Consider the following 12,813-nt stretch of genomic DNA (forward strand, 5'->3'; position numbering starts at 1 on the left):
AGTAAATGAAAGAAAGTCAGCCTTTTCTTGATATAAATCAAGTTCAGCTTGCCCATTTTTTTCTCATTCTTGAAAAGGTTTCGGGCGTCATTCCGAGGTAAGAAGCTAAATGCTTTTGAGGTACAATTTGAATTACATGGGGGCTTTGTTTCATCAAACGTTCAAACCTCTCTTCAGCAGAATCTGCTAATAAGCTTCGGAGAAAAATACCTAACCCAAACATCACTTGCTGGTTGAATTTGAAAGTCCATTCTTTCAGTTCAGGAACTTCAACGTAAAGCTTTTCCAATTGAAAGAAGCTGATCCTTAGGCCTGTAGTTTCGGCCAAAGTTTCCAGATTCCAGTCAGAAGGTTTCTGCATTACAAATGAATCGTAAACCCCACTGTAGTCTCCTTTATAGGTAAAACCGAGATTGTGCTCTATATCATCCTTCTCGAAAAAAGCACGCATCAATCCATCGTGAATAAAGTAGAAATACTTTTCAACCGAGCCTGCTTGTGTAACCAATACGCCTTTTTCATAATGAAAGGGCTTCCATTCAGCTTTTACCAATGCCCAGGCCGAATTGCTTAAGGGGGTAAACTTCTCTATACTTTTACCAAGACCTTCATACATTTCTTCCATGTTGGAAATTATTAAAAGGGAATCATTTTTGATAGCTTTAAGTATGGCTAAAAAGCTGATAATCCATAAGAATCATAAGGAGGCAGAGCGTTATGTGCTCGAGCAAGGATTTGAGCGAACACCTGAGGAACGAATTCTGTGGTTGCTTGATCAGATTAAGATTATGCAAAAGTTTAATCCAGAGCAAAAGGAGCCCAAAGGCTTACTATTGAAGAAGAAAGATGGTTTCTATTTGAAAGTTCTTTGTAAGCTTAGCCAGACCCCTAGGTTCCTCGGGATGGGAAAAAGGCGAAATGTGTAACCCTAATTAGTTTACGCAGTTACACTCTATCTGACTTCTGACTTCTGACTTCTGACTTCTGACTTCTGACTTCTGACTTCTGACTTCTGACTTCTGACTTCTGACTTCTGACTTCTGACTTCTGACTTCTGACTTCTGACTTCTGACTTCTGACTTCTGACTTCTGACTTCTGACTTCTGACTTCTGACTTCTACCCGAAGAATAGCTTAATGGCAAAAGCAATAGCTGTGAGCATGACGAAGTAGCGGATATATTTCTCGTTTACTCTAGTGCTCCATCGGCTGGTAAGCCAACCACCAGCTCCATTTCCTGCAGCTAAAGCAAGTCCAAGTTCCCAATTGATAAGACCAGAATAAATAAAAACTCCCAAAGCAGAAAGGGTGTAGATAAGCACCGTCAGCGACTTGATCAAATTGATTTTGACCATTCCGAAGTTATGGATGAATGATATAGAAGCAATGATAAGGTAGCCCACGCCAGCTTGAATGAAGCCTCCATAAATACCAATAAAGAAAAAGGTGATTAACCCAATAATCTTGGATTTTCGGTCGGTTTTGATTTCGTCAGTGGTTTTAAGACTTCTACCAAAAACCATATAAGCGACAATAAAGACAATAACTGCTGCCAGAATTTTGTTGAAGGTTTCACCTTTGATGTCTACCGCAATGTATGAACCCAAAATAGCTCCAACAAAGGAAGATACGCCTAGCCATAAGTCGTAGGCTTCGGCTTTTACACCTTTGGAATGATAGCCTCTCCACGAAAGAAGTCCATTAAAGAATACACCAATTCTGTTGGTAGCATTGGCCACATTGGGAGGCAAGCCCAATAAAATCAGTGCAGGCAAGGTAAGTAAAGAACCTCCTCCCGCCAAGGTGTTAATCACACCAGCAACAAGGCCGATTGCGAAAAGCAGGAGAAGGTTCGAAAGATCCAATGGACTAATATTGGTAATTAGTTATCCCATCTCCAATCGCCACCGATTTGGAGTTTTAGTTTTAGGTCGTGGTCTTCGAGGAATTTCTTGGTAGCGGCATCATCTAGCTTTTTAGCAGGAAGCGTTTCTGCATCGGCCAAAGCATAAAGCATCATGGAGCTGAAACGCACATTGTTCACCATATGCTCTTTGTTCACTAAATCGAAGCTGTCACAATCAGCATGATAGCATCCGTAAATGGCTCTATCTAGTCTAGAACTTGGAGAAGTATAAGGAACCCCTTGAAGCATAAATGGCTGGTGATCGCTGTGAAGTCCTGCTCCACCTGAAACTTGATTTTTAAAAGTTGTTGAATCAATGGCCATAATTTCTTTTCCAACTTGTTTGAAGAAGGCTTCCGCTTCAGGTCGGCCGCCAGTACCAAAACCAGCAGGATTGCCCGACATATCCTGATTCATTACATATTTAATCTGATCGATGGTTCCGTCTTCAACAGCTTGGTCAACGAGGAAGCGTGAACCCAACAGTCCTTCCTCTTCACCCATAAACATTACGAACTGAACCGTTCTTTTTGGCTTAAGGTCGAGAGCAGCGAATGTTCTGGCCATATCCAATACAGCGAAAGAACCTATGCCGTTGTCGATGGCTCCTGTTGCCAAATCCCAAGAATCCAAATGGCCTCCAACTATGATTTTTTCTTCTGGAAATTCAGATCCCTTAATGGTGGCGATAACATTTCTGGCTTTGATCAATCCAGATTCGTTTGTCATGCTGATGGAAGCAAATTGCTTTTTAGATTTCAAGGTTTCTTTCAAGGCCATTCCATCTTCTTTGCCAATACAAACAGCAGGGATTGGAATTAGACTTCCTGTTACAGAAGCCGTACCAGTAAGCAGTACGCCACCATCTACTTGATTGATGATGATAATTCCTTTTGCTCCGTATTTAGTCGCCAAGGCAGTTTTTTCAGAGCGGTGAAGACCTGGAGTGCCTTTTGGGCTGTCTGGCAAAGTGCCAATATAAACTAAGGCTATTTTATCTTTTACGGCATCGGGTCTGGCTTCGTAATCAGCATCTACACCATTGCCCATATCTACAATCTCACCTGAAACGTTTGCTTCTACGGGAGAGTGAGCAAGGGTTACTGCTGGAGTGCTTTCTAAACTTCCTTGGTTACCGATTTTCACATCGATATCACCACGGCTCCATGATTCCACTTCAAATGGCTGATATTCTACTTCTAGGCCATAACTCTTTAACAGGTTGTAAGTGTATTCTTCTGCTTTAGCTCCATTTTCAGAACCAGTCAGGCGATGCCCGATGGTTTTAGAAGCTTCTTCTAGTGTTTCGTAAGCACGAGAATTAGCTAAGGCTTCTTCATTAATTTTTTTGAACACTGTGGCTTGGTCGTCCTTTTTGGGAGCGCAAGAAAAAATAACCAGTGAAAAGAGGCTGGCAATTAGTATTGACCGTGACATAATTTTGATTTTAAGGTTTGTCCAAAGATAAAGTAAAAGTAATTGGATTAATTGTCCTTTTCTTTTAAGAGGTGGTATTGTGTTGTGTTTTTGATGAAGGAAGAAGAAAGAATGATTTTTGTTGAAAAAATATAATTTTATTTGACATAAAACATTCTCTTTAACACTCTTGACAAGTCTTTTTATCTGCTTTTTTATGAAACACTTTTTGCGCTTTACGCTTTGTATTGCAACACTATTCTTCTCGGGGCAATTTGTTTTTGGACAAAATACCCCCCCTGTTTTTGTTTCTACACCTATTACATCAGTTGATGAACATGATGAAATGTATGTGTATGATATAGAGGTTTCAGACATAGATGGGGATTCTATTTCATACACAGTAGAGAACTTACCTACGTGGTTGAATTTAAGGGTAGCAGATGAAGCCCTTGTTTCAACAATTTCAGTTGATAAGCAGAGTGTGCTTGATGATGCAAGAGCAGTTGGGGTAGATAACAATGGTGTTTTATATTTTACAACAAGGTATTCTATTCAGAAAGTTGTTGAAGGAAAAGTAACCACTCTAGCAGGTTTAGATTGGCAATCGGGTTTTGCAAATGGAGAAGGAACTCAGGCAAGATTCGATTTTCTACAGGATATTGCTTTTGATAGTGAAAATAATATTTACGTCTCCGATTTTAGGAATAACCGCATTAGAAAGGTTACTCCCGAAGGTATTGTAAGCACCTTGGCGGGTTCTGGACAAAAGAATAGAGTAGACGGAACGGGCACTTCAGCGGCATTATATAACCCGTCTAGCATGGCAATAGATGCTTTCGGGAATTTGTATGTAGCAGAAACCTCAGTCATTAGAAAAATTACTCCTGACGGTGTTGTGTCTACTTTTGCAGGAACACTAACCAAAGAGAATATAGACGGTACATTAGAAGAAGCCAGATTTGGGGCCATTAGAGACCTAGATTTCGATAAGGAAGGAAACCTATATGTGTTATCTGAGTTTGTGTTAAGAAAAATTTCACCAGAAGGTATAGTGTCTACAGTTGCTGGAAACCTTTCTTCTGATATCGATCATGATGGTACAGGAACTGATGCTACTTTTCCTAACGCAGGTGGAATTAAAACTGATGAATTGGGCAATATTTATATATCCTCAAAAACCTCCATTCGAAAAGTAAGTCCAGAAGGAGAAGTAATTACAGTCGCAGGTACTTTTGAAGAGGCATCAATAAGAAACGGTTTGGGTGAAGATGCTGCTTTTAGAGACGCCAAATCTATAGCGAGAGACAAACTTGGAAATTTGTATGTTCTGGAGGCTGTATTGCGCAATATTCGAAAACTGGAATTCCCAATTGTGAGGCTAAGCGGAGAGCCTAATGGGAATGAAGGTAGCTATGAAATTAATTTGAAAGCCTCAGATGGTAAAGGAGGTGAAGCTTTTCAAACTTTTGTTATTGATGTTTCTTCTGCTCCTCTTATTACTTCAGCATCCAGTGTGGCAATTGATGAAAATTCAACAGGTGCAGCTTACAAAATTGTTGTTTTAGACAATGAAGATGTGGTGTTCAGCCTTGGTAATGTTAGGGATGAAGCCCTTTTTGATATAAATGAAGATGTCGTTTCCTTTAAAACGGCTCCTGATTTTGAAAATCAAATAGATGCAAACTCAGATAACATTTATGAAATTGAGATAAAAGCGAGCAATGGTCAATATGAGTCTTCCAAGCTTGTAAACATTACCGTATTGAACCTTAGCGAAACCGCACCAGTTTTCACCTCCCAACCTCTCAGCCAAATTCGAGAGAGTGACAATTATAACTATACAATTGACGCCACGGATTTGGATGGAGATAAAATAGAGTATTCGGCAGAAGGGCTCCCTTCTTGGATGGCACTTCAGTTTCCTCAAGTGAATGTTTCCGTTTTTGCAGGATCTAATGATGATAGCTATTCGGACTTTTATGGAATGGATATCGATCAATTTGGAAATGTCTATTGGGCAACAAGAGTCAGTGTCTTAAAAATAAATCCAGAGGGTGAGAAATCGGTGTTGGCCACTGAAAAGTCTGATAATGGGATTGGAGAGCAAATAAATTTTACGTGGCTAAATGATTTAGCTGTTGATGCATCAAAAACGGTATACGTGATTGATCAATCAAAGAAAATTAAGACCATTAATAAGGAGGGCATAATAAGCACCTTGATGAGCCCTTCAAATAACCCTTTTGTAAATTCAGCTGGAGAACCTTTTTCTTTTAACAGACTAGAATCTTTAGCACTGGATAACAAGGGTACTCTATATATTTCAGATAATCTTTTAAACGGTATAGGTCAAAAATACCATGGTCGAATCTTGAAGGTCGAAGAAAATGGCGTGGTATCGATATTATTGGGTGAAGGCGGTTCAATAGGCAATCCTAATGATTATTCACTAGGTGATATCGATCTAGACAAAAAGGGTAACCTTTATGCCAGTTTAAATTCTAGCATGATTGTCAAAATTTCGCCTCAAGGCCAGAGCATTGTAGTAGCTGGTTCTTCCATAAAGGGCAATAAAGATGGGACAGGAACAGGTGCTCAGTTTACAGACCCCGGAGAATTGTCTGTCGATAATCATGGAAATATTTATTTGTCGAATCAAGTAAGCACCGGAATTAAAAGGATTTCTAAAGAAGGAGTAGTTTCTACGATCGCCAAAAGCTATATCAAAGAAGGTGGAGAATTAATTTCTCAGAACTTGGTAGTATCAAATAATGGAGATGTTTACTTCGGAAATTCAGAAGATGAAAAAATATATAAAATCACCTTCCCTTCTCCTAGTTTGAAGAATATCGGAGAGCCTGAGATTGGGAAATATAAGATTTCCCTAAAAGCTAGAGATCCATTTAATGGAAGTACAAAGCAGACTTTTATACTTGAGGTTTTGGGCGATAAGCCTAACTTGGTTTCGTCTTTACCATTAGCTGGGGGCAATGAGTTTTACGGAAAGTCTGTTTCGTTAACCTTCGATAAACCAATGGAAAAAGGCATGGGGTCTATTTCTATTCATGATGCATCTAATGATAATGAATTATGGAAAGTTGGGGTTAGACACCCTTCCGTATCCATTGAGGGCAATACAGTTTCGTTGAGTTTGAGATCCCTTTTACCATTGAACAAGCAGGTTTACTTGAATATAGAGCCAGAGGCTTTAAAAAGTCAGGATGGCGCATACTTCGAGGGAATCACTAACAATTCCGACTTGGCTTTTTCTACCAAAACGGACCTTGTGCTAGTAACTTCAAATCCAATTGTTGGTCAGGAGGACGTATGGCAGAATACAATGACCTTGACATTTAACAGGGGTATTGAAAAAGGGTTTGGAAGTATAACAATTAAGGATGCTCTCAACCATTCAGTGGTTTGGAGTTCCGGCATCAATCATCCTCGTGTGAAAATTTCAGGTTCTCAATTATCCATAAGCTTGGATGACGCTCTAGAATATGAAAACGACTATTATATAAATATCAACTCAAAGGCGATCAGGGATGAAGACGGACTGTTTTATTCAGGGATCTTAACCAAAACGGATCTTTACTTTTCCACAGCGGCAAGACCTAAAATGATAAGTAGCAACCCAACCGATAATGAAATCGGATTTAGAGGGACTACTATTTCATTAACCTTTGATCGTGAGATTTATAAAGGGGCTGGAGAAATAACGATTAAGGATGCAGAAAATGACGAGGTTTTATGGAGCAAGGGAATTAATCATCCAAATATTTCAATAGACGGAATGGTTTTGTCGATTGACATTACAAGACCTCTGCCTATCAATAAAAATGCTTTTCTTAACATTAATAATACGGCATTGAAGGACGACAGGGGTATATTCTATGAAGGTATTGACGATAAAACTACCTTGAATTTTCAAACTAATAGAGTATTGTCTGGCCCTTCTTTAGCTTTCGGAGGCTTTGGAGAAGAGGCTGATACAATTGAATCTTACGAAATCGTTCTCTACCCTAATCCAGCATCAGGGCTTCTCAATATAGCCTTGAATGGCTTTGGGAACCAACCAACAATTAGGCTCACAAATATTATGGGAGAACTGGTTTATGAGAAAGAGAAAATGGAAGAGAGCACCCTCAAATTAGACGTTAGTAGTTACAGTCATGGAATATATGTCTTATCGGCTTTCACTGAAGAAGGAGTGAGAATAAGCAAGAAGCTCACAATTCAGAAATAGAAGATGTCAAAAAAAGAAAAGCAGCCCTCAGGCTGCTTTTTTTATAAACGACAGTTTACTTTCTTTTACAATTTTAAGGTGGTGGGTTGAGTGTCAGGATCTTTTACAAAACGTAAACTAAAAGCAGCCAGAATCATAAATACACCCGAAGTAACAATCGCATACATAGCATTTCCTCCGTAAAGACTTTTTACAATTGGCCCACCGATAATGGCATTTATAATTTGAGGGGCTACAATAAAGAAGTTAAAAAGCCCCATATAAATCCCCATCTTTTTAACTGGAATTGAGCCCGCAAGAATAGCATATGGCATTGCTAAAATGCTTCCCCAAGCGATGCCGACTCCAACCATCGAGCCGATCAGCCAATTCTTATCAGGTGCGAAATACATGGATATAAGACCTAATCCACCAATGATTAAAGAAATTGAATGGGTTCTTTTCTTGCCCAACTTGGAAGCTAATGAAGGGAGGAAGAAAGCGTAAATAGCCGAAACCAGGTTGTATACCCCGAATATGATTCCTACCCAATCACCTGCATCCTGAAAACCTTGAGAAGAAGTGTCATCTGTAGGAAGCCCCCAAATGTGATGGGCAATGGCTGGCGTTGTAAACACCCACATGCCAAACAATGCAAACCAAGAAAAGAATTGAACCAACCCTAATTGTTTCATCGTGGCTGGCATAGCAGAAATATCTTTGAAAATCTGAAAGAAACCATTGTTTTCCTCTTGAATCGGTTCTTCTGGCTTTTCATCAAAACTAGCGGATTCTTCTGGGCTATACTCTTTTGTAGTTGAAACCGTAATTAAAATAGTGGCGATCAAAACTACAGCACCGGAGATGAAGGAGATAATCAAACTTGGGGGTACAGAACCTGGCTCAGCGGTATTGGCTACTCCAAACCAATTGGTAATGGCCCAAGGCAGCCATGAACCGATAACAGCTCCAATTCCAATCAAAACCGTTTGAATACTGAAACCTAAGGTGGTTTGATCTCCTGGGAGTTTGTCGGCCACCAAAGCTCTGAAGGGTTCCATGGCAACATTAAATGAAGCATCCATGATCATCAAGAAGCCCGCGCCAACCCATAATGCTGGTAAAAAGGCAATGAACATATCTGCCTGAGGCATTAACACCAAACCTACGGAGGCTAGAATGGCTCCTGTTAAAAAGTAAGGTCTTCTTCTTCCAAGTTTTGTCCAGGTGCGGTCGCTATAATGCCCGATAATCGGCTGAACAATCATGCCGGTAAGTGGCGCGACAATCCAGAACCAAGACAGTTCTTCTACATCGGCACCAAAAATCTGGAGTATTCTACTGGCGTTTGCATTCTGTAATGCAAAGCCCATTTGAATTCCGAGAAACCCGAAACTCATATTCCATATTTGGAGAAAACTTAAGCGTGGTTTAGTAGCCATAATCTTTTATTTTGAAAAAACTTTATATCCATAAGCTGGCAATGACTGCTCAATGCCCACAACTGTATTCGTTTTTTTAAGCACATCTTTCATCGCTCCGTAATCTTTGTCTAATGTGAAGTCCACAGGTTTTCCAGAGATGTTTAAAAGCACCACTACTTCATTTTCATCTTTTACCCTTTTATAGGCTAAAATGCTATCGTCATTGTTAGTGGTGATGAATTCTAAAGAACCTCCAAAGTTGCCATTCCAAAGGGCAGGATTATCTTCTTTAAGCTGAAATAAGGTTTTGTACAGATCGGAAAACACGTAGCCTCCCGACCAATCGATCGGATCTTTCTCGAAAAATTCAATCCGCTTTTTGTTGTTTGCTTCTTGACCTGAATAAACCAATGGCATTCCGTAAGTCGTGGCGGTAAACACAAACCATGCATTCTGCCCTTCTCCGAAGAATTCATCGGCCGTTCCGTTCCAGCTGTTTTCATCGTGATTGGTCACAATGTTCATTTTGTAATAGCCTTCAGTATATCGCTCAAAATCGCGAGCATACATGTCTTTGATTACTTGAGGTTTGGCTTCGCCAGAAGCAACTTGCCTCATAAGGTGCATCAATTCCCAAGCATAAGTCATGTCAAAAGCCTCTTCATGATGTTCTGGCTCTTGGCCTTCGGAAAGCATGAAAACTGGTTTTATAGCGTCCAATTCCTTGCGGGCTTTATTCCAGAAATCGGTAGGAACACTTTCGGCTACATCGCAACGATAGCCATCAATGTCAAATTCAGCTACCCAATATTTCATGGCATCCAACATGGCGGTGCGCATTTCTGGGTTATCATAATTAAGGTCGATAACATCGGACCAATCAGCTACCGGAGGCTGAAATTCTCCATCTTCCGTTAGGTTGAAATACTCGGGATGACTTACGGTCCATGGGTGGTCCCAAGCCGTATGGTTGGCAACCCAGTCGATAATGAGTTTCATGTCATTGTCATGGGCTGTTTTTACCAAATTCCTGAAATCCTCTTTGGTGCCGAATTCTGGATTTACAGCCTTGTAATCCGTAATGGAATAATAGCTTCCCAGAGTGCCTTTTCTGTTCTTTTCACCCACTGGATGAATGGGCATAATCCATAAAATATCAATTCCCATGGCTTTTAACCTTGGTATATCTGCGGCAAAAGCATTGAAAGTGCCTTCGGGCGTATGCTGTCTGATATTCACTTCATAAATCACATCGTCTTTGCTCCATTCAGGATGAACGAGGCCTTCTGAAGGTTTTTCTTCCTCTTGTTTTTCATTCTTAGGAGCACAAGCGAAGCAGAAGAAAACGATTGCAGCGAGTAGAATACTTTTTTTCATGTCGGATTGGTTTAAAGGCTTACCAGGTCAGTTGTATAGCTTCCTGCGAAAAATCAGCCTCAATAAATTTAAGATCTTTTATTTGAAGATGCTTCTTATGCCTTTGTGGCAATGGATCAAATTCAGTAATTGGATCGAGCAAGGTTAGGTTTTCGAACTGAAGGTTTGCGGCATTTCCATTTAAATTGAAATCATTTTGACTGAAACCATGAAGGTAAATGTTCACCTTTTTGAATTTTGAAGCGAAATTTTCCGTCTGCTTTTCAATGGTCAGGCTGTGATTTTCTGCATCGAACAGAACAGTTCTTTCTGAAAAAGCACCTTGCTCAAAATCGAAGGTTTCTCCATCATCTTCATAAATCACCTGGCTGGTTTTTACTTCACCATAATAAACATGCAGTTTCAAAGTGCCGTCATGCGCTTCTCTGGTATGCTGAACTCCCGATTGCATTGGGATAATACTGCCTTCTTTGGCGAAAACAGGAAGGTCTTCCATCACAGTTTCCACAATCATATGTTGCTGGCCGTGGTGTTTTTCATCGGTAAAGAAATTATACCAATTTCCTTCTGGAAGATAAATTTTAGCAAATTCTTGAGTGCTTACCGTTGGGCAAACCAAAATCCATTTGCCTAACGTAAAGGCGCTTTGGGCGTTTCCTCCGTAAACATTGTGGTCGTTGGTGAAGTCAATGGCCAGGGTTCTGTTTATGGGTAATCCCGTTTTATGCGCTTGGTAGAATAGCGAATAGAAGTAAGGCAACAGTTTATATCGAAGGTTGATATAGTTTCTAGCGATTTCTTCCACCTCTTCGCCATAAGCCCAAGGTTCGGAATCGCGGCTGTTGATCATGGAATGAACTCTGAAAAACGGAGCAAATGAGGCTACCGCCAGCCATCGTGCAAATAATGCAGGACTGCTTTCGCCCACAAAGCCACCAATGTCGTAACCGCCAACCGGAATGCCGGCTAACCCCAAGCTGTTTACCAAGCGAACGCCAAGTAACATATAATCATCTCCGGCCACATTATCGCCCGTCCAAACGGCTGAGTAGCGCTGAACGCCAGAGTAACCCGAACGGGTTAAAGTGAATGGTCTTTTATTACCTAGAAATTTTCGGGCGCCTTCGTAGGTAGCGCGAACCATTTGCTGGCCGTAAACATTTCTGGCCGTTTTATGCGAAACCTGTTCGCCTTCAAAATCGAATTCGATCAAATCGGGCATGTCTTGGCCCCAGCAGGCAGGTTCGTTCATGTCGTTCCAAAAGCCCTCTAACCCCATATCGGTGTAGAACTTCATTTCTTGCGCCCACCAATTTCTTCCTTTTTCAGAAGTGAAATCTGTGAAATGACTATTGCCCGGCCAAACGCTTGCTTCGAACTTACTTCCGTCAGGATATTTCACGAAAACATCTTCCGCTATTCCACGGTCATAAGTGCCATAACCCTGTTCTGTTTTTATTCCCGGATCTAGAATTACAACCACCTTAAAGCCCATAGATTCCAACTTGGCAATCAGAGATTTTGGATCAGGGAAAGTTTCGTTGTCGAAAGTGAAGGCCTTGTAGTTTTGCATATAGTGGATGTCGAAGTAGATGACATCCGCTGGGATTTTTTTATCGCGGAAGGTTTTAGCGACCGTTTCAATTTCAAAATCAGGATAATAACTGTAGCGGCACTGCTGAAAACCTAAACTCCAAAGTGGTGGCATTTGAATCCTTCCTGTAAGGGCTGTGTAATGCTGAATAACATCCGCTACCGTATCTCCTTGAATGAAATAGTAATTCATGTCGCCCGCCTCAGCACTGAAATATGCAAAGCGATCGTTGTTTGAAGCGCCAAAGTTGAAGTGGGTTTTGTGCGTGTTATCGAAGAAAATACCGTATGGCCTGCCTTCGCGAACGCCTATATAGAATGGAGTAGACAAATAGAGCGGATCGGTATCGTTGCCAAAGGCGAATGCATCTGTGTTCCAGTTGTCATAAGAACTTCCTCTGCGGTTTAATCCACCCGTTTTTTCACCCAGGCCTAAGAATATTTCATCAGCAGCAAGTTGTTTGTAGCAAGTAACTTCTTCGCCTAACCAGCTCACACCAAAGCTGCTGTCGTCAGCATTTAGCAATTCACCTTTTTGGTTTTCGAACCTTACTCTGAAAGGTGATTTTTGAACGTAGCATTTTAAAGCAGAAGAGCTGAGTTCGAACTGATGGCCTTGGTCGGTAAGCGAGAAGCCTGTATGATTGGGTTCGGCAATGACAGCATAAGGATTGAAGTCAAATTGATCGTATTTGGAAACCTGAACTCTGACTATGTTCTGGCCATATGGCGTTAATTTGAACTGATGATCGTCTGTTTTTCCTTGGATAAAACCAGCCTTTACTTCGGCTTGAATTACATTCCCGACACTTTTATTTCTGAGGCTCATCGATTATTTCAGCTTAGAATTTTTCTTCTTTTCAATAAAAT

Annotated in this window: 7 protein-coding genes; 1 reads left to right on the top strand and 6 read right to left on the bottom strand. The window is 40.7% G+C overall.

From position 1 onward, the window contains the following. Nucleotides 1–43 precede the first annotated feature (43 nt). From ACXACJ_RS21995 to ACXACJ_RS22005, 3 genes are all read right to left on the bottom strand, one after another. A complete protein-coding gene (locus tag ACXACJ_RS21995; RefSeq protein ID WP_475136592.1) occupies nucleotides 44–625 on the bottom strand; it encodes a Crp/Fnr family transcriptional regulator in 582 nt (193 codons plus the stop codon). Nucleotides 626–1,117: 492 nt separating this feature from the next. After that, complete coding sequence (locus ACXACJ_RS22000) at nucleotides 1,118–1,864, bottom strand: sulfite exporter TauE/SafE family protein (RefSeq protein ID WP_475136593.1); 747 nt, start codon at nucleotides 1,862–1,864, stop codon at nucleotides 1,118–1,120. 17 nt (nucleotides 1,865–1,881) lie between these two features. Further along, nucleotides 1,882–3,342 (bottom strand): M28 family peptidase, encoded by a 1,461-nt coding sequence (locus tag ACXACJ_RS22005; RefSeq protein ID WP_475136594.1) that lies wholly within the window; start codon nucleotides 3,340–3,342, stop codon nucleotides 1,882–1,884. Nucleotides 3,343–3,538: 196 nt separating this feature from the next. On the opposite strand from ACXACJ_RS22005, the gene ACXACJ_RS22010 reads away from it, so the two are divergent. Continuing rightward, nucleotides 3,539–7,570, top strand: a complete 4,032-nt coding sequence (locus ACXACJ_RS22010; protein WP_475136595.1) for an Ig-like domain-containing protein — start codon at nucleotides 3,539–3,541, stop codon at nucleotides 7,568–7,570. Nucleotides 7,571–7,635: 65 nt separating this feature from the next. On the opposite strand, the gene ACXACJ_RS22015 is transcribed toward ACXACJ_RS22010, so the two are convergent. The 3 genes from ACXACJ_RS22015 to ACXACJ_RS22025 are packed head-to-tail and all read right to left on the bottom strand — an operon-like array spanning nucleotide 7,636 to nucleotide 12,772. Continuing rightward, nucleotides 7,636–8,949 (bottom strand): MFS transporter, encoded by a 1,314-nt coding sequence (locus ACXACJ_RS22015; protein WP_475136596.1) that lies wholly within the window; start codon nucleotides 8,947–8,949, stop codon nucleotides 7,636–7,638. A gap of 48 nt (nucleotides 8,950–8,997) precedes the next feature. Next, nucleotides 8,998–10,350: an alpha-amylase family glycosyl hydrolase gene (locus ACXACJ_RS22020; RefSeq protein ID WP_475136597.1), complete on the bottom strand. Its 1,353-nt coding sequence runs from the start codon at nucleotides 10,348–10,350 to the stop codon at nucleotides 8,998–9,000. Between the two features lie 19 nt (nucleotides 10,351–10,369). Then, the gene (locus ACXACJ_RS22025) at nucleotides 10,370–12,772 is read right to left on the bottom strand and encodes a glycoside hydrolase family 31 protein (protein ID WP_475136598.1); all 2,403 of its coding nucleotides are present in this window, start codon (nucleotides 12,770–12,772) and stop codon (nucleotides 10,370–10,372) included. Nucleotides 12,773–12,813 lie beyond the last annotated feature (41 nt).

The sequence above is a fragment of the Roseivirga sp. AWQ4_251 genome (assembly GCF_056158225.1).